General features: G+C 41.6%; 24 protein-coding genes and 1 pseudogene. 9 read left to right on the top strand and 16 right to left on the bottom strand.

Annotated elements, in window-relative coordinates; all coding sequences use genetic code 11:
* Positions 1-11 precede the first annotated feature (11 nt).
* Positions 12-1763 (top strand): alpha-amylase family glycosyl hydrolase, encoded by a 1752-nt coding sequence (locus AC04Q4_RS02785; protein WP_476388447.1) that lies wholly within the window; start codon positions 12-14, stop codon positions 1761-1763.
* 217 nt (positions 1764-1980) lie between these two features.
* Here AC04Q4_RS02785 and AC04Q4_RS02780 read toward each other — a convergent pair whose 3' ends face one another.
* A complete protein-coding gene (locus AC04Q4_RS02780; RefSeq protein WP_243251692.1) occupies positions 1981-3363 on the bottom strand; it encodes a citrate/2-methylcitrate synthase in 1383 nt (460 codons plus the stop codon).
* A gap of 310 nt (positions 3364-3673) precedes the next feature.
* On the opposite strand from AC04Q4_RS02780, the pseudogene AC04Q4_RS02775 reads away from it, so the two are divergent.
* The 7 genes and pseudogenes from AC04Q4_RS02775 to AC04Q4_RS02745 all read left to right on the top strand — a co-directional run.
* Positions 3674-3859, top strand: a pseudogene (locus tag AC04Q4_RS02775) (purine permease); the annotation flags it as partial.
* 10 nt (positions 3860-3869) lie between these two features.
* Positions 3870-4541 carry a response regulator transcription factor gene (locus tag AC04Q4_RS02770; protein WP_173736990.1) on the top strand — a complete coding sequence of 224 codons (672 nt, stop codon included), beginning with the start codon at positions 3870-3872 and terminating at the stop codon, positions 4539-4541.
* A complete protein-coding gene (locus AC04Q4_RS02765) occupies positions 4538-5548 on the top strand; it encodes a HAMP domain-containing sensor histidine kinase (RefSeq protein ID WP_173736991.1) in 1011 nt (336 codons plus the stop codon). Before AC04Q4_RS02770 ends, AC04Q4_RS02765 begins: the two co-directional genes overlap by 4 nt.
* Before the next feature lie 198 nt (positions 5549-5746).
* Positions 5747-6364: a GNAT family N-acetyltransferase gene (locus tag AC04Q4_RS02760; protein WP_476388446.1), complete on the top strand. Its 618-nt coding sequence runs from the start codon at positions 5747-5749 to the stop codon at positions 6362-6364.
* Between the two features lie 47 nt (positions 6365-6411).
* Positions 6412-7284, top strand: a complete 873-nt coding sequence (locus AC04Q4_RS02755; protein WP_119240124.1) for a DegV family protein — start codon at positions 6412-6414, stop codon at positions 7282-7284.
* Positions 7285-7567: 283 nt separating this feature from the next.
* Positions 7568-8398, top strand: coding sequence for a rhamnulose-1-phosphate aldolase (gene rhaD / locus AC04Q4_RS02750; protein ID WP_021652054.1), 831 nt, complete (start codon positions 7568-7570; stop codon positions 8396-8398).
* A 155-nt stretch (positions 8399-8553) separates the two neighbouring features.
* Positions 8554-8811, top strand: coding sequence for a hypothetical protein (locus tag AC04Q4_RS02745; RefSeq protein WP_059085862.1), 258 nt, complete (start codon positions 8554-8556; stop codon positions 8809-8811).
* A gap of 89 nt (positions 8812-8900) precedes the next feature.
* Here AC04Q4_RS02745 and AC04Q4_RS02740 read toward each other — a convergent pair whose 3' ends face one another.
* The 11 genes from AC04Q4_RS02740 to AC04Q4_RS02690 all read right to left on the bottom strand — a co-directional run bounded on the left by AC04Q4_RS02740 (position 8901) and on the right by AC04Q4_RS02690 (position 19036).
* A complete protein-coding gene (locus AC04Q4_RS02740) occupies positions 8901-9962 on the bottom strand; it encodes a tyrosine-type recombinase/integrase (RefSeq protein WP_173736993.1) in 1062 nt (353 codons plus the stop codon).
* A gap of 171 nt (positions 9963-10133) precedes the next feature.
* Positions 10134-10583, bottom strand: coding sequence for a D-aminoacyl-tRNA deacylase (dtd, locus tag AC04Q4_RS02735; RefSeq protein WP_119239704.1), 450 nt, complete (start codon positions 10581-10583; stop codon positions 10134-10136).
* Positions 10580-12007, bottom strand: a complete 1428-nt coding sequence (locus AC04Q4_RS02730) for an AI-2E family transporter (protein WP_476388445.1) — start codon at positions 12005-12007, stop codon at positions 10580-10582. The genes dtd and AC04Q4_RS02730 overlap by 4 nt, the downstream gene beginning before the upstream one ends.
* Positions 12008-12125: 118 nt before the next feature.
* Entirely contained in the window at positions 12126-12767 is a 642-nt protein-coding gene (locus tag AC04Q4_RS02725) for a cytidylate kinase-like family protein (RefSeq protein WP_173736995.1), read from the bottom strand.
* 102 nt (positions 12768-12869) lie between these two features.
* Positions 12870-13784 (bottom strand): RluA family pseudouridine synthase, encoded by a 915-nt coding sequence (locus AC04Q4_RS02720; protein WP_476388444.1) that lies wholly within the window; start codon positions 13782-13784, stop codon positions 12870-12872.
* 22 nt (positions 13785-13806) lie between these two features.
* Positions 13807-14343 (bottom strand): signal peptidase II, encoded by a 537-nt coding sequence (lspA, locus tag AC04Q4_RS02715; RefSeq protein ID WP_173736997.1) that lies wholly within the window; start codon positions 14341-14343, stop codon positions 13807-13809.
* Positions 14340-15431 carry a 3-dehydroquinate synthase gene (gene aroB, locus AC04Q4_RS02710; RefSeq protein ID WP_173755217.1) on the bottom strand — a complete coding sequence of 364 codons (1092 nt, stop codon included), beginning with the start codon at positions 15429-15431 and terminating at the stop codon, positions 14340-14342. Before aroB ends, lspA begins: the two co-directional genes overlap by 4 nt.
* Before the next feature lie 20 nt (positions 15432-15451).
* Positions 15452-16204, bottom strand: coding sequence for a YlmH/Sll1252 family protein (locus AC04Q4_RS02705; RefSeq protein WP_173755218.1), 753 nt, complete (start codon positions 16202-16204; stop codon positions 15452-15454).
* Between the two features lie 4 nt (positions 16205-16208).
* The gene (locus tag AC04Q4_RS02700; protein ID WP_173755219.1) at positions 16209-16862 is read right to left on the bottom strand and encodes a cell division protein SepF; all 654 of its coding nucleotides are present in this window, start codon (positions 16860-16862) and stop codon (positions 16209-16211) included.
* A gap of 23 nt (positions 16863-16885) precedes the next feature.
* The gene (locus tag AC04Q4_RS02695) at positions 16886-17578 is read right to left on the bottom strand and encodes a YggS family pyridoxal phosphate-dependent enzyme (RefSeq protein ID WP_476388443.1); all 693 of its coding nucleotides are present in this window, start codon (positions 17576-17578) and stop codon (positions 16886-16888) included.
* 15 nt (positions 17579-17593) lie between these two features.
* Positions 17594-19036 (bottom strand): biotin/lipoyl attachment domain-containing protein, encoded by a 1443-nt coding sequence (locus AC04Q4_RS02690; RefSeq protein ID WP_476388442.1) that lies wholly within the window; start codon positions 19034-19036, stop codon positions 17594-17596.
* A gap of 229 nt (positions 19037-19265) precedes the next feature.
* On the opposite strand from AC04Q4_RS02690, the gene lexA reads away from it, so the two are divergent.
* On the top strand, positions 19266-19886 hold the full coding sequence (gene lexA, locus AC04Q4_RS02685; RefSeq protein WP_173737002.1) for a transcriptional repressor LexA: 621 nt from the start codon (positions 19266-19268) through the stop codon (positions 19884-19886).
* A gap of 159 nt (positions 19887-20045) precedes the next feature.
* Here the strand turns inward: lexA and rsfS are convergent, their stop codons facing one another.
* Genes rsfS through yhbY form a run of 4 tightly spaced genes read right to left on the bottom strand, consistent with a single transcriptional unit; the run spans position 20046 to position 21967 of the window.
* A complete protein-coding gene (rsfS, locus tag AC04Q4_RS02680) occupies positions 20046-20411 on the bottom strand; it encodes a ribosome silencing factor (RefSeq protein ID WP_476388441.1) in 366 nt (121 codons plus the stop codon).
* A 6-nt stretch (positions 20412-20417) separates the two neighbouring features.
* Positions 20418-21032, bottom strand: coding sequence for a bis(5'-nucleosyl)-tetraphosphatase (symmetrical) YqeK (gene yqeK / locus AC04Q4_RS02675; protein ID WP_195455214.1), 615 nt, complete (start codon positions 21030-21032; stop codon positions 20418-20420).
* Complete coding sequence (nadD, locus tag AC04Q4_RS02670) at positions 21019-21660, bottom strand: nicotinate-nucleotide adenylyltransferase (RefSeq protein WP_173737005.1); 642 nt, start codon at positions 21658-21660, stop codon at positions 21019-21021. Before nadD ends, yqeK begins: the two co-directional genes overlap by 14 nt.
* A 16-nt stretch (positions 21661-21676) precedes the next feature.
* Positions 21677-21967, bottom strand: a complete 291-nt coding sequence (gene yhbY, locus AC04Q4_RS02665) for a ribosome assembly RNA-binding protein YhbY (RefSeq protein ID WP_021978046.1) — start codon at positions 21965-21967, stop codon at positions 21677-21679.
* Positions 21968-21973 lie beyond the last annotated feature (6 nt).

Raw genomic sequence — 21973 nt, 5'->3', positions numbered from 1 at the left:
GGTGTAATATTATGAGCTGGTACAACGAAGCAATCTTCTATCATATTTATCCACTTGGACTCACAGGCGCCCCGAAGGAAAACGATTACGGAACCCCTGTACATCGACTGAACACGCTGCTGCCGTGGATCGACCACATCAGGGAAATCGGCTGTACTGCCTTATATATTGGTCCGCTTTTTGAGAGTGTAGGACATGGCTATGAGACAACAGACTACAAGAAACTGGACTCCCGTCTTGGAACCAATGAAGATCTTACAAACTTTGTGAAAGCATGTCATGACAAAGGCATCCGTGTAATCTTTGACGGTGTATTCAACCATACAGGCCGTGATTTCTTTGCATTCAGGAATATCCAGAAGAACCGTGAACATTCTCCGTATGTAAACTGGTATTGCAATGTCAATTTTGGTGGAAACACCGAGTACAACGATGGTTTCTCCTACGAAAACTGGGGCGGATACAACCTTCTTGTTAAGCTGAACCAGCGTAATCCGGAGGTACAGAATTATATCTGTGATGTGATCCGTTTCTGGGTTTCTGAATTTGATATTGACGGAATCCGTCTTGATGCTGCGGATGTCCTTGATTTTGATTTCATGCGCATTCTTCGTCACACTGCTGACGAAGTAAAAAAGGATTTCTGGCTGATGGGAGAGGTTATCCACGGAGATTACAGTCGCTGGGTAAACGGCCAGACCCTTCACAGCGTAACAAATTATGCCCTTCATAAAGCTCTTTACAGCGGACATAATGACCACAACTATTTTGAAATCGCCCACACAGTAAAATATCTTCAAAATATGGGTGATCTGGATCTCTACAATTTTGTGGACAACCATGATGTAGAGAGAATATATACAAAGCTTCAGAACAAAGCACATTTTGCCCCGGTACATGTGCTGCTTTATACATTACCCGGAGTCCCAAGTATTTACTACGGATCAGAATTCGGCATTGACGGAAAGAAAGAAAAATTCTCCGATGCCAGCTTAAGACCTGCTCTGAACCTTGATGATTACGCAGATTCCACTACAAAGAATCCATGTACAGCACTGATCGCAGCTCTTGGAAAAGTCCGTCAGGGAACTCCTGCATTAAGCTATGGTTCCTATGCAGAGCTGGCTCTTACAAACCGCCAGTTTGCTTTTGCAAGAGATCTGGATGGCATGCGTGTGATCGTCACAGTAAATAACGATGACAGCGATGCAGAAATGAATCTTCCAACAGGAAGCGCACCGGAATACGTAGGCGCACTCACCGGCCAGAAAGTTTCCGCCCAAGGTGGACGTATCCGTGTCCGTGTTGCAGCAAACAGCGGTGAGATCTGGCTTCCGGCCGGAGATATGCCGGAATACAAGCCAGTCCGGACAGAAATCCCGGAAATGGCTGCAACAAAAGAGGAAATCACTGCACCTGAGGCAGAAGAGAACCAGACTGCTGAAAATGGCACTGTAACAGAAGCTGTCCCGGAAAAAGAAGCTTCAATCGCTGAAAATACAGATAAGGCTTCTGACAATACAGCAAACTCAGCAGATGTTCCGTCAACTCCTGAAGCAGAGTCCTCCAATCCACAGGAAACTAAAGCGGTTACTGCACCGAATCCGCACAAAACGCCGGAGGAAATGACAGTGGGCGAACTTCAGGCTGCTATCCTTGCAAAAATGGCAGGAAACGGCCCTGTAGATGACCAGATGAAAAAGACCGTATACGACAACATCTGGCATGATTCTCTTGTAAACTGGCTGAAGAGCTTCCGATAGGAAAAGAATAATATATTAACATTCCATTAAAAAACAAGGCAATCCGATCTCATGCGGTGAGCCTTGTTTTTTTATGAAAGCAGCCATTTACCTTACATAATATATATTATGTAAATTTATGATTCTGTTTTTCTGTAATCTGAGAGAACAAAAAAAGCAGCAGAGCTTCCATCTTAAATAAGACAGAAATCCCTACTGCTTTTATCATTTGTTTTTATTATCTCTCATCAAACGGTACAAACTCAGTATGATGTCCCACATATTTGTAAGCAGGACGGATAATCTTATTGGCACTGATCAGTTCTTCCAGACGATGTGCACTCCAGCCAGGCATACGTGCGATAGCAAAGATCGGAGTGAAGAGCTCTTCAGGGATACCAAGCATAGTGTAAACAAAACCACTGTAGAAATCTACATTTGCACAAACATTCTTGAACAGTTTTCTGTGTTCCATGATCAGCTGGCCGGCAATACTCTCAACCTTATCATAGAGCTTGAATTCCTCTGTCATGCCTTTCTCCTCTGCAAGAGCCTGTGCAAAACGCTTCAGGATCACTTCTCGCGGATCGGAGAGTGTATAAACTGCATGTCCCATGCCATAGATCAGACCTGCATGATCAAATGCTTCTTTATTCAGTATTTTCTGCAAATATGCTGTAATCTCTTCTTCACTTTCCCAGTCTTTTACATTGGCTTTCAGATCTGTGAACATGTTCTGGACTTTCAGGTTGGCACCACCATGGCGCGGTCCCTTCAGTGAACCAATGGATGCAGAAGTGGAAGAGTAGCTGTCTGTTCCGGAAGAGGTTACTACATGTGTGGTAAAGGTAGAGTTATTACCACCACCGTGCTCTGCATGAAGCACAAGGGCGATATCAAGGACCTTAGCTTCAAGCTCTGTATACTTGCCGTCAGGACGAAGCATCAGAAGGATATTTTCAGCAAGGGAAAGTCCCTTCTGTGGATTGCGGATAAAAAGTGTTTCATCTTTACGGAAATGACGGTATGCGTGATAGGAGTAAACCGCAATCTCAGGGAGCTTGGCGATCAGTTCCAGAGACTGACGGAGTACATTCTCCACAGAAATATCTTCCGGGTTATCATCATATGTATAAAGAGCAAGTACGCAGCGCTCCATGGCATTCATAATATTGGCATTGGTTCCCTTCATGACAACGTCACGGACAAAACGTCCTCCCAGATCCTCCATGTCAGAGAGAAGCTCGAGGAATCTGGAAAGCTCTTCCTTGCTGGGAAGATTACCGAAAATCAGAAGATAGATCGTCTCCTCAAAACCAAAACGTCTGTCCTTCAGTCCGTTTACGATATCCTGCACATCGATTCCCCGGTAATACAGTGCACCGTCTGCCGGAATACGTCTGCCATTGACCAGCTTATAGCCGGTAACATCGGAAATCTCAGTAAGACCTGTGAGAACACCTTTACCTGCGGAATCACGAAGTCCTCTTTTTACATCGTATTCCACATAGAGATTGGGATCGATGTGATGATTCTCTACCAGTTCCTTTTCAAAGAATTTCATTCTGCCTTTCAGCTGTTCGGAGTCCTCCAGACTCATCATTTCATGCTTTTTTTCCATAATTTTTTTCCTCGTTTCCCCATTGTATATTAAAAAACACTGATACAGTTAAGATTGGTTACATCTTTGTAATCAGTGTTCGGGTATGGCATACATTTGTGTTTACCTGGTTAATAATTTTACAGTAAAAGTTCCGAAAATGCAAGAGGGTATTTCTTTTTTCGTGTATAAATATTCATAATATGACTTATTTCATCTATTATTAAATTTATTCATCAAAATCCGTCTGGTTTCCACAACGAATCTATGTTATGATTATTCCGTAATTTTTCTTATAATAGTAGTTTGTTTCACATCGGACTGCTGCCGCCTATCTCTTTCACTTGCTGTTGGAATCGGATTTACCACTGCAAGCGAGAGCGGCATCTGGGATATATTCCCGTCGATCATACAGTCTGTTTTTGCGGAAAATGTAGTTGCTGTTGTATTTATCATATCCATTGTTTTAAGCTGTATCCTGTCTGAAAACATGGACATTGAAAAAATCAAAGAATAGGGATGTAAAAATGTTTAAAATTCTCATTGCGGAAGATGACCGGGAACTCCGCCAGCTTTTCCAGCATGTCCTCTTAAAAAACGGTTATACAGTAAAAGGGGTTTCTGACGGGCAGGAAGCACTGGATGCCCTGGAAAAAGATTATTACGATCTGATCATCTCAGACATTATGATGCCCAACATGGATGGCTATGAACTGGTCCGATCACTCAGAGATGCCGGAGATTCCATTCCTGTACTTATGGTCACTGCCAAAGATGCTTTTGATGATATGCGTATGGGATTTCTGTCCGGCACCGATGATTATATGGTGAAACCGGTCAATATCAATGAACTGGTTTTACGGGTAGGTGCACTTCTCCGCAGAGCGCAGATGATCAATGAGCGGAAACAGCGAATCGGAGATACCATTCTGGAGTGCGATTCCCTGACGGTATCCACTGCCTCGGAAAGTATGGTACTTCCTCAGAAAGAATTCATGCTCTTATATAAGATGGTAGCCTTTCCGGGAAAAATCTTTACAAGACAACAACTTATGGATGATATCTGGGGATATGATTCCGCAAGTGATGCCCACACAGTAGATGTCCACATCGGAAGACTTCGGGAACGCTTCCGCGATAATCCGGATTTTAAGATCGTGACGATCCGTGGAGTTGGATATAAGGTGGTAAAGGCATGAAAAAGAAACCCTTCATAAATTTAAGCATTCGTTTACGTTTTATCTTTATGATCATGTCGGAGCTTATCTGTGTATCTCTGATATCCTGGCTTGTTATGGATGTGCTGCATATTTCAGACGTCCCGAACATCGTATGGATCATCCTGGCCAGCGTAATCGCAGGGGGCGTCCTTAACAACTTCCTCAGTATCAGGTATTTCGGTCCTGTACTAAAGCTGAAAAAAGCCATGCAACAGGTTGCGGAGGGGGATTTTTCCATCCGACTGGAAACTGAAAAGCAAATGAAGGAAATCCAGGATATTTATTCTAATTTCAACCTGATGGTCCAGGAGCTGGAAGCAACGGAGATTCTGCAGACAGACTTTGTTTCCAATGTTTCCCACGAATTTAAAACCCCCATCAGTGCAATTGAGGGTTATGCAACTCTGCTGCAGAATGGTGACATGCCTATATCAGAAGAGCAGGAGCAGTACATCAACAAAATCCTTTTTAATACCAGAAGGCTTTCCCACCTGGCAGGAAATATCCTGTTGCTGTCCAAAATCGAACATCAGGCGATCCAGACCCACCAGAACTGGTACCGTCTGGATGAGCAGATTCGACAGTCCATTGTTATAATGGAACCAAAATGGTCCGAAAAAGAGATTGAATTTGATGTGGACATGGTAGATGTGGAATATCTGGGAAACGAAAATCTCATTTGTCATGTTTGGGACAATCTGCTTTCCAACGCTATCAAATTCAGCCCCTGTGGTGGTACGATCTATATCCGGATGATGCCGGAAGGGAAAAAAATTCGTTTTTCCATAGAAAACGAAGGCCCCCAGATCAGTGAATACTCCATGAAACATATTTTTGATAAATTCTACCAGGGCGACAGTTCCCATAAGCAGGAGGGAAACGGTCTTGGACTTGCTCTTGTAAAACAGATCCTGAACCTGTGCAAGGGAACCGTTTCCGTGGAAAATATTCCAGGAAGCGGCTGTCGTTTTACTGTTATACTGTAAAACAATACTTTACATATATCCAGAAAACCTAAAAACAGCGGACACCTTATTTTTAATGAGGTTCTTCCGTTGTTTTTTATTTTATATAAACTTTTTTATAAACTTCAACAATTGTTGAGAAACAGTTGATGTTAAGTTGCAGATCATCTTTTAAAGTATAGGATAGTTATTTATGAAAAAATACAGGAGATATGGAATATGTTATTAAAAAAAGCACCTGCCTACCGGAAGGCAGAAAAGGAAGATTTTTCAATGATTCGGGAATTTGTCCGGAGAAATTATAAAGACCGCTGGGAGTTTGATGAGCCACATACCGAAAAACGTCTGACCAGACTTTTCTTTTACACCTATATGATTTACAGAGATAACGTTACCGTAGCAACCTACCGTGACCAGGTAGTAGGAGTATTGATAACCGGCAAAGGAAGATTTGGACATTTTTCCCCGGTTTTCCGTCTGAAAAAAGCCTATCATTTCATTCGCCTTAAGCTTACCAGAGAAGGGCGAAAAAATCTTGAACATTTTAACAAGCTTCAGGATATGAAAAAACAGTTGTCAGTTTCTGCAGAGAACGCTGCGTCCGAAAATATTCTCTTTCTTTATGTAAGCAGGGATTATCGAAGAAACGGAATAGGTACCGGACTTCTTAAACAGATCTCAAATGAAAGAGGCGGGAATTATTCTATATATATGGATCAGATGGATCACCGAGCTTTTATGGAGAGCCATGGTTTTGTAAAGAAAAACGAGAGTTCTCAGATGAGGGAACTAAATAAGAAACGATTCCGGGAATGTGTGTCTCTTTATCAAAAGTAACAGAATTGTGAATCACATCCATGAATTACACAGGAGAAAAATACAATATGAAAAAAATAGGAATCATGGCTGACAGCCACAGTGGCATTTTAAAACAGGAAGCAGAGGAACTGGATATTCATGTCCTTCCCATGCCTTTTTATCTGAATGGAGAACTTTTTCATGAAATCCTGGATTTTTCCAGAAAAGGATTTTATGAGAAGCTGCGTGAGGGAGCAGATGTTTCAACTTCACAGCCTTCCCCACAGGAAGTTATGGAAATGTGGGACGAAATGCTTTTATCTTATGATCAGATCCTCTACATTCCGTTGAGCAGTAGTTTAAGCGGTTCCTGCATGACTGCTGCCGCCTTGTCTCAGGAACCGCAGTATAAAAACAAGGTGTTTGTAGTAGATAACGGGCGTGTTTCCACACCCCTTCACCGTTCCATTCTGGATGCGATAGACCTTGTGGAAGATGGATATACAGCACAACAGATCAAGGATATTCTGGAAGCTTCCCGTGAAAAAACCGTGATCTATGTCGGCTTAAGCACACTGGAATATCTGAAAAAAGGAGGCCGTATCAATACCACCACAGCACTTGCCGCAAATCTTCTCAATATCAAACCGGTTATGAAATTTGGAACCGGTAAACTGGATGTTTTCCAGAAATGCAGAGGCATGAAAAAATCAAGAAAAGCTATGATTGATGCCATGCACAGAGAACTGGAAACAACTTTCAAAAAAGAATATGACGCCGGAAAAGTATATCTTATGGCTGCATCCAGCAGCACTGCGGAAGTTACCGCAGACTGGATCTCTCAGATCCGTGAAAGCTTTCCGGGAATGGATGTGATGTGTGACGATCTTTCCCTTGGACTTTCCTGCCATATTGGCCCGGACGGACTTGGAATCGGATGTTCCTGCATGCCTTTATAAAAAGAACTCAACACATTATAAGACAACATTAAACCACATTTAAATCACATGATATTATTATTGCTTCTTGTGTTATCTGTTCTTTTATATCTGTTACACATGTGGTTTGTTGAATATTTACATAGTTATTTATACTTTGCATGTGGATTTATCAATATTTTTCCAAAAAAAGTCTTTACAAACCACATCATCAGTCATATAATAAAGCCATAAACAACAAAAAACCATATTATTGCAATTGTAATTCAACAACAAACCACATAGAACACGGAGGGAATATATTATGAAAATTCTTGAGTCTAAATTCGTACAGGGCTTTATCAAAATGGCAGATGATGGATATAAGCAGGGATGGCATGAGAGAAATGGTGGAAACTTAAGCTATCGTCTGAAAGCAGAAGAAGTAGAGATGATCCGTCCACGACTGAACGCACCAGGAGAATGGACTCCCATCGGTGTTGAGGTCCCAGGACTTGCAGGAGAATTTTTCCTGGTAACAGGAAGCGGCAAATATTTCCGTAATATCATCGTTGACCCTGAAGTATGTCTTGCGATCATTGAGCTTGACGAGACAGGAACCAACTACCGCATCCGCTGGGGACTTGTAGAGGGTGGAAGACCGACCAGCGAACTCCCGACACATCTTATGAACCATGAAGTAAAGAAAAAGCTTACCAACGGCAAACATCGTGTTATTTACCATGCACATACGACCAATACCATTGCACTTACCTTCGTTCTTCCCCTTGATGACAAAGTATTTACCCGTGAACTCTGGGAATCCGCAACTGAGTGTCCGGTAGTATTTCCGGATGGTGTAGGTGTCATCGGATGGATGGTTCCAGGTGGAAGAGAAATCGCAATCAAAACCGCTGAACTGATGAAAAAATATGATGTGGTTATCTGGGCGCATCATGGTATGTTCTGCTCAGGCGAGGATTTCGACCTGACCTTCGGACTCCTTCATACCGTTGAAAAATCCGCAGAGATCCTGGTTAAGATCTTATCTATGGCTCCACAGAAGCTGCAGACTATCACACCGAATGACTTCCGCGCACTTGCAAAGGATTTCAAAGTAACTCTGCCGGAAGAATTCCTCTACGAGAAGAAATAAATTCTTCGGTTATAGTATTATATAACTGTATTCCTATCTGAAGCTTTATCGGAAACAACCAAATATTTGCTGATTTTTGCTGATAAATCTGTTATGATAAAAACATATCTGATTTATCAGCAAATTAATTTCAGTAGAAAGGATATGGATAAAGGATGGAAGAATTATATAAAGCAATTGAAGAGAAAATTAAGGCAAGCGGATATCCGCGAAAGATTTCCGGTGAGGAAGTTTACGATGACATCTGCGATCAGATCGATGGGAAAGAGAACGGAAGCTATGTGCTGCTTTCCAAGTTTGATGATGATGTGATCTTTGAATATCATATCACAATTATGGACAGTGAATTTAATCTGGGTGTTCTTACCATGCGTACTCCGGAGGGAGTATTTGAAACAGATTTTGATAAATAAATACCTGTTTTGATCGTAAATATAATTATAAAAACATAGAGGTAATTTACATAACATATTTTATGTAAATTACCTCTATGTTATTTTTCTCAGTCCTCGCGAAGTCGTACTGCCTTGGCTGCCTGGCGCCGTCTGGCATCATCAAGGGCAGCGTAATGCTTCTTAGTAGTATTTACATCTTTATGTCCCAAAACATCTGCTACAAGATAAATATCACCCGTTTCCTGATATAGTGCTGTACCGTAGGTACTACGAAGCTTATGCGGGGTGATCTTTTTGGTGGTTGTGATCTCCCTGGCATATTTTTTGACCAGATTCTCGATAGCCTGAACACCGATCCGGCGACGTTGGGTAGAATAGAAGAGAGCGTGCTCATGACCGGCCAGAGGCGTAATATTCTCCCTGACTTCCAGATATTTCTTCAATGCTTTTTCTACTTCAGGGCCAAAGTATACCACCATTTCATTTCCGCCTTTTCGGGTAACTTTGATTCCATTGTTTTTGAAATCTACATCTTCAACATCCAGCCCGACACATTCAGATACTCGGATCCCAGTACCAAGAAGGAGAGTAACAATAGCAAGATCTCTGTCCTTCGTTTTTTCATGATACATCCGTTTCTGCCCGGTCAGCGTATCTCCGCAGTGTTCAATATAATCCAGCAGCATGGCAACCTCATCAGTATCCAGACGAATAATATTCTTATCATGGATCTTGGGCACATCGATCAGAACAGACGGGTTAGTGGTGATCATTTCATGTTTATAATAGTAAGCATAAAAACTTCTTAAAGCAGAAATTTTTCGTTTGACACCACGTTCACCATTTGTTTCCGTTTTGGAAGAGTCCGCGGATTTATAAACTTTGAGAAATTCTTCATATTCCTCAAGATCAACAGCTTTGATCTGATCCAGAACATCAACTGTAAAATCCGACATATTTTTATCTTTAAACATCGGATTCTGATCTAACAGAAACTGAAAAAATATACGAATGTCATATGCATAGGAAATTCTGGTTTTGGTTGTCGTCGTTGCATCAATCGCCCGGAAATAATCTCTGCAGAACGGAGGAAGTGTTTTTAAAACTTCTCGGAGTTTTAAAGTATTGTCAATGTCATTTTGTTCGTGGTAAGTAATTTTGTTATCCATAAAAACTCCTTTATATGATGATTTAATACATAATTCGCAGGAAACACCTGAAATACCGGTTTAAAAGGTCAAAAGAAGTGGTTTCATCCCCATCTATATCTATACGACAAACCCGAGTTTTTCAAATAGATGGATAGTGAAAAAGCCACTTCTCACAGATTTCGCTGTTTTTCAGCCTTTAAGATGCTCATCAAAAATAACTGTAAATGGTCCGTCATTTTCTAATGAAACTTTCATGTCTGCTCCAAAAATTCCATGTTCTACGACCGATACCTGTTTTTTTGCTTCAGAAATAATATACTCATATAAACGATTTGCTTCATCCGGTGCTCCGGCTTCAATAAAACTTGGACGGTTTCCCTTTCGGCAGTTCGCGTACAATGTAAACTGTGAAACAAGAAGCAATTCACCATTTACATCAGCCAGGGATAAATTGGTTTTTCCGTTTTCATCCTCAAAAATGCGTAAACCAAGAAGTTTTTTCAGGTACCAGTCAGCATCTTCTTTGGTATCTTCACGGCCAACGCCTATGAGAACCAGAAATCCTTTCCCAATTTTTCCAACTGTTTCGCCGTCTACTTTAACCTCTGCGTGGTTCACACGCTGGATCACAAATTTCATATCTTCCTTTTCCTCCGTTTATCTTTCTGCTTTGACCGGAATCCTGCATATTTAGCCTGAATAAATTTGACCAGATATGCAAACATGCGTTTGATCTCGATCCATGTGCCTGACCAGAAGCTGTTATTCTCTCTGTTTACTGCAACTGCGTGCACCTTCGCTTTTGCTGATGATTCCCTTACTGGCATGGGAAGTGCTTTTCCGGAAACCGGATCAACACAGTCGATATCCCTGTAAAACTCTGCATTTGCAGACATCTCTTTTTCATCAAGACTACGTCCGATCAATTTCCATACTGCAGCATTCAAAACTGCAAAAATCGGTACACCAACGATCATGCCGGGAACTCCGAACAGTCCGCCTCCGATCATAATTGCAACGATTACCATAAAACTTGATAATCCTGTAGATTCTCCTAGAATTTTCGGTCCCAGGATATTTCCGTCAAACTGCTGAAGAACCAGTATAAAAATCACGAAGTATAAACTCTGCAGGGGATCTACCAGTAAAATAAGAAGTGTACATGGAACAGCTCCCAAATATGGTCCGAAAAACGGAATAATATTAGTTACACCTACGATCACACTGACCAGGATCGCATATGGTGTTCCGATAATGGATGTTCCCACATAACATAATACGCCAATGATGGCTGAATCCAGAATCTTGCCACTGATAAAACCGCCAAATGTCTTATGTGTAAATCGCATGGCATGAACAAGAAAAGTTGCCCATTTAGCAGGAAGAACTGCATACGTGGCCATTTTTGCTTTGGCAATAAATCCCTCCTTATCTGCAAGGATGTAAAGCGATACGATTGCTCCGATCAGGAAATTCTTCAGGAAAACAAGAAGATCCAGAAAGCTTGCAGATATGTTCTTCATCATAGACTGCATCTGGGGAAGCAAAGTGTTCGTCAGATATTCCTGAAGTCTGCTGGAATACTGGTTGATCTGATTGATCATATCCGGATTCAGCTTCCATCCTTTTTCAACAATGGAATTCAGCCAGTCTTCCACTACATTCACATAATGAGGAAAACTGTAGATGATATTCACAATGCTTCGGATCAGCTGAGGAAGGATCATCATGACAAGGGCATAAATCACCAGAAACATAAAAAATACAGATAAAAGAACGCATATCCACCGAATTACCTTTTTGCCTTTTTTCTGGATAGGCTTCTTACACATTCTGAATATCGGCAAAAATATCTTCCTCTCCAGAAAATTGACGATTGGTGTAAGAAGGTATGCAATCGCTGCTCCATAGATAATCGGAGCCATAATACCGAAAAATGTCTTGATTCCAGAAATCAGGGATTTCATATGAAAAATCCCGTAATAAAAAAGAATACTGGCTGCAATAACCAGAAATGCAGTCACGCCTAACTGCACATAGCGATGATTCCAACGAATTTTCATAATTAATATTCCTCCAATATGTGCATTATAACATAGCATCTCTGATTTGTGTCTAAAAAAAGCATTAAAAACCCAAAACACCCCGCCTTAAAATGGCAGGGTGTCACAGATTTAATGCTTATTTTTTCAGGCTGTCGTAAATATTAATAGCTTCGATGATCGCCTTCGCTGTTCCGTCAATACCAAGCTTGCTGCTATCCAGGCAGAGATTATAGCTGTCTGCAGAACCCCATTTCTTATTGGTATAGTAATTATAATAACTGGAACGGCTCTTATCCGTCTTATTGATCATATCTTTCGCTTCTTTGGCGTTCTTGCTGTATTTCTCAGAAATACGGTTGATACGCCAGTCCAGATTCGCATGGACAAATACGCTGAAGCAGTCTTTATTATCAGCCAGTGCATAATCCGCACATCTTCCGACCATAACACATGGCCCTTCCTCAGCCAGTTTCTTAATAGCTTCAAACTGCGCAAGGAAAATCTTATGATTCATAGGCATATCTGTAAATCCGGCAGATGAATACCCGAAAGAATAGGTATCCATTACAAGAGAATAGAGAAAACTATTCGTAGGCTTCTCATCATGGTGCTCGAACAGTTCCTTGCAGATTCCACTGTCATTGGCTGCGTGCTCCAGCAGCTCTTTGTCATAGCATTTAATTCCGAAATATTTGGCAACTTCCTGTCCGATCTGTCTTCCGGCGCTGCCATACTTACGACCAATTGTAATAATGGAACTTGTTGTATTGTTACTCATAACAGCCACATCCTTTCTGCTTCTGATCTGGCAAATCTGTGATAAATCTCCTGCCTGATCTTTGATATAGCTATTATACAATATATTTCACAATTTTTCCAGTTATTTTCGCAATTTTGACAGCAATTTAACAAAATACTCTGGAAGCGGTGCTGTGAATTCCATATATTCATCTGTTCTCGGATGTACAAATCCCAGGATCATTGCATGAAGTGCCTGTCCTTCCAGATGATAGGGATTCCTGGATGAACCGTAAACGGTATCTCCAAGAAGCGGATGTCCAATACTTGCCATATGCACACGGATCTGATGCGTACGCCCCGTTTCCAGACGACATTCCACATAAGTTGCCTGTCCAAAACGTTCCAGGACTTTATAATGTGTTACTGCATCTTTTCCGTTTTTATGGTTAATAGCCATTTTTTTACGGTCCGTGGGATGACGTCCGATAGGCCCTTCAATAGTTCCCTCGTCATCTTTCAGATTCCCCTGCACCACAGCACGGTAACGGCGGCGGATACTGTGGCATTTCAGCTGTTCTGCCAGATCTCTGTGCGCGGTATCATTCTTACATACAAGAAGTGCTCCTGTAGTATCCTTATCGATCCTGTGGACGATTCCGGGGCGCATTACTCCATTGATACCGGAAAGACTGTCCCCACAGTGCGCCATCACTGCATTAACAAGGGTTCCCTGATAATGGCCGGCAGCAGGGTGGACCACCATCCCTTTCGGTTTATTGACGATCAGCACATCCTCGTCCTCATAAAGAATATCCAACGGAATATCTTCCGGAACAATATCCGGCTCACTGGAATCCGGAACTTCCAGATGGATGCTGTCATCTTCCCTGACTTTATAGTTGGATTTAGCAGGCTTTCCCCCAACTGTAACCTGACCATCTTTTAATAGCTTCTGAATAAAAGACCTGGAAAAACCGCTGTCCTTTTCTGCAAGATAGCGGTCAATTCGTGTGCCGGATTCATTTTTTTCTACTGTATAATCATATCTTTCCATTTCTTATCTCCTGCAAAACATCTCACGGCTTCCTGTTCAGAAATGAAAAATCATCATCTCTGTATTTGGTGCACACAAACAGGATCAGCAGGATCCCGCTTACTACAACATACACATCTGCCAGATTAAAAACCGGAAAATCAATCAGTGAGAAATAAATAAAATCAATTACATATCCCCTGAAAAAACGGTCAATAAAATTCCCCAATGCTCCGGAAGCCAGAACAGCAGCAATGGTAAGCAACGGCAGATAAAAACGTTCTTTTGGAATTCGCATCCAGGCATATATAAGCACCAGAAGGAACAAAATGCTCACAACTGCAAAAAACAGCACACTTCCCTGAAACATTCCAAAAGCAATTCCCCGGTTCTCCGGATATAGATAATGAAGCTCCAGAACTCCCGGTATCAGAGATACAGACGGCTGATTCTTAAGATATACATAAGCCAGTTTTTTTGCAGCCTGGTCAGCAATAACAAGAAAGAGCACCAGAAAGAGATCAACAACCAGACATCTGACCGTTGAAATCTTCTGGTGAGTATTCGTTCTGTTGATCATAAAGTAATCTCCTGAATGCAGGAAAGCATCTCTGCATCTGTCACCGTCTTGTCAATAAAGCTCTTTCCAATTCCATCCATCAGGATAAATTTGATATGTCCCTGTTCCATTTTTTTGTCTTTTTTGGTTGCGGCAAGAACATCCTGCGGAATAAGTCCGTCCACATGGATTGGAAGATCATAATCTGCACATCCCCTGCAGATCTCCTGGTATTCCTGTTCGTTAAGAAGACCTCGTTTCATGGAAAGATACGCTGCAGCCACAAGACCTGCTCCTACACATTGTCCATGAAGAAGTGTAAAGTTCTTCAGTTTCTCTACAGCATGTCCCACCGTATGTCCAAGATTCAATAACGCACGTTCTCCCTGTTCCTTCGGATCACGCTCTACAACGCCGGCTTTGATCTCGCAGCATCTGCGAACCATTGCAGCAATCAGTTTCATATCCAGAGCTTTAATACTTTCCTGTTCACGGCATACAAAACGGAAAAACTCTCCGTCACAGATCAGACCTGTTTTCAGGATCTCACCCATTCCACAGGCAAACTGTTCAGCCGGCAGTGTGGTAAGAGTGCTTAAGTTCATATATACAAGTTTGGGCTGATGGAAAGCTCCAACCATATTCTTATACTGCTGGAAATCAACACCTGTTTTGCCACCTACACTGCTGTCTACCTGTGCCAGCAAAGTGGTAGGAATCTGAATAAAGTCAATTCCGCGAAGATAAGTAGCTGCCCCAAAACCAGTGAGGTCTCCCACAACACCGCCGCCTAATGCAACAAGAAGACTTTTCCGGTCCAGACCGTTCTGTATCAGTGTCTGATACAAAGATGAAACCGTATCCAGGTTCTTATTCTTCTCACCGGCTTCAAATGTAAAAACAGAAATATCAGAGCTTACCTTTCGTAAAACTTCTTCTACAGCACTTTCATATAAAGGTCCTACATTAGAATCTGTTACAATACAAATCTTCCTGTCCACAAGCCCTTCAGCTCTCATAGCCTGGGCCAGATTGGAAAAATTCTCTTCAAAACAGATGGGATAATGAAAATCTCCCTCACGTTTAACTAGTAATTTTGTTTCAGTCATTGAGTTTTCCTCCTTACTGTTCAGATGTAAAGGAGAATACGCACGCCAAGACGTCCTTTTTTCGTCTGACGGGTCACTCCATCAAAAATAAAGCGTCCTTTCTTACGGACGGATATGATATCTCCCTCTTTCGGCTCATAACCATTGGAAGTTATCAGCCTGCCATTTACAAAAACAAGCCCTTCTTCAATACAATGCACGATACTGCTCCTGGATGTCCCAAAAGCCAGTGCGATCAGGGAATCCAGCCGCACAGATGCACAGGTTCCGGTAACAGGGCTCAGCTTCGGCTCCGGAATATCTCCAGGATCTTTGATCTTCGATGCAACAACCGTTGTATGTCTTACCCTGCACAGATTCTCCAGAAAAAAATCTGTCATTCTGCGAAGGCAGAAAAAACTGGCTGCATGATCCTCGATCAGAATATCCCCTACAACACTTCTGTCTACTCCCAGATTCAGAATAGCACCCAGATAATCTCTGTGTGTCAGATCTTCCGAAAACTTCACCGCTTTCGGTTCCAGCCGGATGCAGTCAATGGGATATTCCCATGTAAAAGCAAGAGCATCAGGATGAAAGGCTACCATCTGACGCTCTGCATTCTCATACCCGCCAAAACCTTCCACTGCAACACCCAGTTTATGAAGATTCTGACCGTTTAAAATATTTCGTTCGTTTAAATTAAGAAAATCCGTAAATGTGGTGATATCACGCTGATAAGCCATATTCGCCAGTTCACGAATCCTCTTAATAAAAAGCTCTTCTTTGTCCATGGAATTAATAGCCAACTCTTACAGATGGTACAGATCCGCCGAGGATATTCTGAAGATCACCGGTAATATCTACATTATATGGTCCCAGTACAAAGATGTAACTGGATACCTGCTGAAGACTTCCTCCAAGAGAATAGCAGGCTCCGGAAGTGAAATCAATGATTCTCTGTGCAAGCTCTACATCGATTCCCTCAAGATTCAGAATGACGGTAGAATTGTCAACCAGTGTATCTGCAATCTCTCTGGCTTCTTCCATGGTAGTCGGTTTAATTACACAAACTTCCATGTTTACAGTCTGAGAAGACCTCTTGCTTGTACGCATTGGTGTGATTTTGGAGGAAGGTGCTGGTCTTGCGGCACGTTCCTGTTTAACAGGTGCCTTGGCAGCAGCTGTCTTCGCAGAAACCTTGGCAGGTGCCGGTTTAACAGATTCTTCCTCTGGTTCATCTTCATCCAGAAAATCCTCTTCTTCTGACTTCTTCTTGGAAAATTTCTCAAAGAATTTCTTCTTTGGTTTCTCTTCCATATCATCTTCATCATCGAGGAAGTCATCCTCATAATCATCTTCTTCCTCTAGGATACTATCATCTAATAACTCGTCATCGTCATAATCGTCGTTCAGCTTGATGGCATCTAAAAACTTGTCCAAAACGCCCATTTTAAATCTCCAATCTTATTAGTCTATATCGCATAGTTGCGCGCACCAAAAATCCCGGTACCTACACGCACCATTGTAGCGCCCTCCTGTACAGCGACCATATAATCCCCAGTCATTCCCATACTCAGAACACTCATAATAACATTATTAATGTTTTTGGCTGCAATGTCAACACTTAATTTCTTAAGTTCACGGAAAATTCTTCGATTTTCCTCAGCATTTTCAACATATGGTGCAATTGTCATAAGTCCATTGATCTGGATATGTGAAAATCCTGCAATTTCCTCAATAAACGGCAGAACTTCTTCCGGCTTCAGACCAAATTTACTCTCTTCCTGTGCTACATTAACCTCAATAAGAATCGGCACTATAACATCTTTTTTGGCTGCTTCTTTCTCAATGGTCTCAGCAAGACGAAAAGAATCTACAGAATGGATCATTGCCACCTTGTCAACAATATATTTAACCTTGTTTCGCTGCAGATGACCGATCATGTGCCATTTCACATCAGAAGGCATCTGATCATATTTGTCTACGATTTCCTGAACTTTGTTTTCTCCGAAAACACGAGCTCCGGCATCATAAGCTTCTTTCAGCATTTCCACCGGTTTGGTCTTACTGACAGCGATCAGCATAACCTCTCCGGGATCTCTGTTTATTTTTCTGCAGGATTCCTCAATATTCTTCTGAACCTGTGCTAAATTTTCTGCTACCATGACAAAAAGCCTCCTTTAGTAAAGTATATCCTGTTCGCTAACTTTGTCCGCATTTTTTACAATACGGTCATATCTGACAAGTCCGTTGTATGTTTCTTTTGAAACAACAGCGTATTCCTCATTTTCATCTAATATCTCAATCCGGCGGAATACAGCGTATCCCTGATTAATACAGTAAACCCCTTCCAGGACTTCGGTGTCTCCGATCACAAATTTCTCTCCGTCATCCGGGTCAACAATGGCATCGCCTTCTTTAAATTTGCTTTTATCAATATAATAAATATAGCTTGTTTTCTGTGTCTTCTCATCTGTGACTTCGTCTCGCCCATAAATTCCGGCTTTGACAAAGGTTGTTGTACTGTTACCTTTTTTGTTCCGGCCGGAAAGCATAAAGCCCGATTGCTGTGTTTCCTTATCTGTTGTAAGAAATTTGGAAGGAATCGCATAAAATTCCTTTGTGACCACAGAAGAAAGCGGTATCTTCAAACCTGTTACATTATTGGTAACAAGCTCAATTTCAAGAAAACGGTCAGATGCATAACGAATCAGTCCTTTATTAAAATCGATCTGTCCATACTTCGAACCATCAATCTCTTTAATGGAAAAATCTCCCATCTGAGTCAGATTATCTTTTAAAAATTTCACACGGATAGATGTACGATCTTTCAGATCAGCCGCCTGCTTCTCACTTAACGGGATCAGAAGGCTCCATCTCTCATCTGAAATAATCGTATAAATATCATCTCCTGCTTTTATTTGGTCTTCTGTTTTCAGATCTGTTTCCTGATAGGAATTCTGGTCAAAATCAGCAGAGGTGACATTATCTACGGTCTTGGCTTCATAGCCATCTTTGGAATAAAGTATAATGCCATCTGTTTCTGCACGGCGGATATTTGGATCACTGGAAACAGCAGTTGTGGTGGTAATTTCCTCACCATCTTCATTCGTAGTTGTCACTGTTGACACTGAAGATCCGTCTGAAGCATACTGAAGAATACTTCCATTTAACTGATACTTAAAACTATAGGTACTGTTAAATTTACTTGGATCAAATCCCTTGGAAAAGCTCTGCATATTGCTGCGGATATCAGACAGTTCTTCTTTACTTAAAGAAGAACTGTTATCTGAAGCCTTTGAAGTATTCAGACTGTAGACAGCACCATTGGCATTGATCTTAGTGCCTTCCCTGGCATAATAAGTAACATATCCGCTGGCATCTGCCTGCACTACATTCTCAGTCATGAGCGCCAGCCCGGTATAGGTCTCATTCATAGACAGCGGACCGGAAGGAACCTGATATGATTCCATATGAGAAGCCGTCAGATAAAGCATCACGCTGAAGATCATATAGATTAAAATTGCTCCAAACATCACAGTTCCGATGTTCAAGCCAAAAATTTTACGAAGTTTTGCCAGAATTCCAGGTGTTCTCCCGGAACGTACATTATTATCAGGCAAAGGAATGCCTCCTTTACATCTTTCATCTCTTAAAGTTCGTTTTATTTTAACATTTTCTTTCTTCGAATACAAGCTTTAAAACAAGCGAACATATCTTCTGAACGTACTTTCCGAATATCTGTTTGCTATTTTTTCAAAAGTATGATACACTATTATAAATATATTTTCGTGACGCTGTCATATTATACCCGGCAGCAGATAAATTTTTAACCCAGGGAGGTAAGTACACATGACATATGGCAGAATCAGTAAGAAACAGCAGGAAATCCTTGATTACATGAAGAATGAGATCCTAAACAGAGGCTTCCCACCATCTGTACGTGAGATCTGTGAAGCGGTGAACCTTAAATCCACTTCTTCTGTTCATTCCCATCTGGAAGCCCTTGAAAAGAACGGATATATCCGGCGAGACGCAACTAAACCGCGCGCTATTGAAATCATTGACGATAACTTTAATCTTGTACGCCGTGAAGTAGTCAATGTTCCTCTTATAGGAACTGTTGCAGCGGGACAGCCTGTTCTGGCTGTAGAGAATATTGAAGCATATTTTCCGATTCCTGCAGAATATATGCCTAACGAACAGAGTTTCATGCTTCGCGTGAAGGGTGACAGCATGATCAATGCCGGTATCTTTGACGGGGATCAGGTACTGGTAAGACAGCAGGCCACCGCTGAGAACGGCGATATGGTAGTTGCTCTTGTAGAGGACTCTGCTACTGTGAAAACTTTTTATAAAGAGAATGGCTATTATCGACTCCAGCCGGAGAATGACAACATGGAACCTATCATTGTTACAGGCAATCTTCAGATCCTTGGTAAAGTATTCGGGGTATTCCGTTTCTTTCAGTAAATCATGAATAAACAGCAGACATAATTATATTATTCACTTAATCTAAAAATGCGATATCTTCTAACAATGAAAAAAGAAGATATCGCATTTTTATTTTATCAGCCGGCTAATTCTAAAGTTGGCTTAATAGTTTACATAACATTTTTATTGTAAACTGTATTATTTTTTCTCAGCCAGAAACTCCTGTGCATCAAGAATCTTTCCATCTCTCCAGATTCTCTCCAGATCATAGAAAAGTCTGTTCTCCTCATCAAAGATATGAATGATCATATCGCCGTAATCCATAAGAACCCAGCTGGAGTTTCTTGTTCCCTCGATCTGTTTTGCCTCATATCCGGCACGGCCAAGCATTTCATCTGCGTTATCTACCATAGCCTGTACCTGGTTCTGGTTGGAAGCACTTGCAATCACAAAATAATCTGCGATCACAGAAACTTCATGAATATCAATGATCTTGATATCCTTTGCTTTTTTATCATCCAATGCCTTGCAGGCAATTCGGACCATATCTTTTTCGATACTCATAGAATTTTATTCCTCCTGTCTGTTGGCAGTATCCTGCATTTTCCTGTCATGAAGATCTTTGTAATAGACATAGGCATCTCTGGTTGTACTGTCGATCTCTTTCGGATTCTCTTCCAGATATTCCAAGGTGTCTTTAAGGATTTCATACATACACTCATCCAAATCCTCAAAAGCGATCTTACGTACTTTTGGAAGATTCGGTGCTTTATCACGCATTGGCTCAATATAATCCGAAATATATACGATCTTTTCCAGCAGACTCATCTCCGGACGACCTGTTGTGTGATATGTGATCGCTGTCAGAATCTCTTCGTCCTTAACATCGTATTTGCTGCTGGCCACATATGCACCCAGCTTTGCATGAAGAAGAAACGGATGATCCTTCTCAAAATCGGATACCGAAATATTATGCTGGCTGCACAGCTTCAGTTTCTTCTTATTAGGAATACACTTGGCACTGTCATGAAGAAGACCTGCAGCCTGTGCATCCTCCAGATCATAGCCATAAACCATTGCAAGAGATGCACATGTGTACATAACTCCCATTGTGTGCTCAAATCTGGCTTCGTCCAGATATTTGGAAAGCTTCTTTTTTATTTTTACAAAATCATATTTTCCCATCTGAATCATTTCCTTTATAAATACCGTTTTTTTCGATATAGGAAATCACAGGCTGGGGAACATAGTATCGCAGGCTCTGTCCGCTTCTGTGCCAGGAGCGGAGAAGTTCACTGGAAACATCAATGTTCATGGTATCCAGACGCACAAATATCCCATTATAGCGTTTGGACAGAAGCTCCATCTGCTGGTCAAGTTCTTTAACCGGTGTATGATCTCTTGTTGCAACTACCAGAACTGCCGCCTGGCAGATACGCCCCGGCTCCCGCCAGGTGTCAAAGCTGTACAGCGAATCTGCACCAATAATAAAATAATACTCTGTATCAGGATTCTGTCTTTTCAGCTGTTCCAGAGTCCGATAGGTGTAAGTATAACCTTCCTCATGCATCTCCATCAGAGATAACTCAAAATGTGGATTATTTTCAATAGCAAGACGGACCATCTCTGAACGCTGTGCATCTGTTGCCCGTCCTGTCCGGTTCAGTTTGTGGGGTGGATTTCCGCATGGCATAAACAGAACTTTATCAAGCCCCAGCTGTTCATATGCTTTTTCTCCAAGGATCAGGTGTCCCATATGGATGGGATCAAATGTGCCGCCCATGATTCCTATTTTTTTTACTGCCCTGTTCATTTGAAACCTCCCGAAATCACGGAAGAATGATCTTTTTCTTATCCTTTTTACCTTCTCTGTAGAGAACGATCTTTTTACCGATTACCTGCACTACCTGAGATCTTGTTCTCTCTGCAAGAACCTGTGCCATCTCGCGCGGATCTTCCAGGCAGTTCTGGAGAACGCTGATCTTGATCAGTTCACGTGCTGCAAGAGCTTCCTCAACAGCAGCTGTGTTCTCAGGAGTAAGACCTCCCTTGCCAAGCTGGAGGATCGGATCCATTGTCATGGCAAGACCTTTTAAATATGCTCTCTGTTTACTTGTCATCTAATT

The sequence above is a fragment of the Blautia sp. HA8986 genome, from assembly GCF_056504635.1.
Note: the sequence above shows the minus strand (reverse complement) of the source record. Positions and strands in the feature narration are given on the sequence as shown.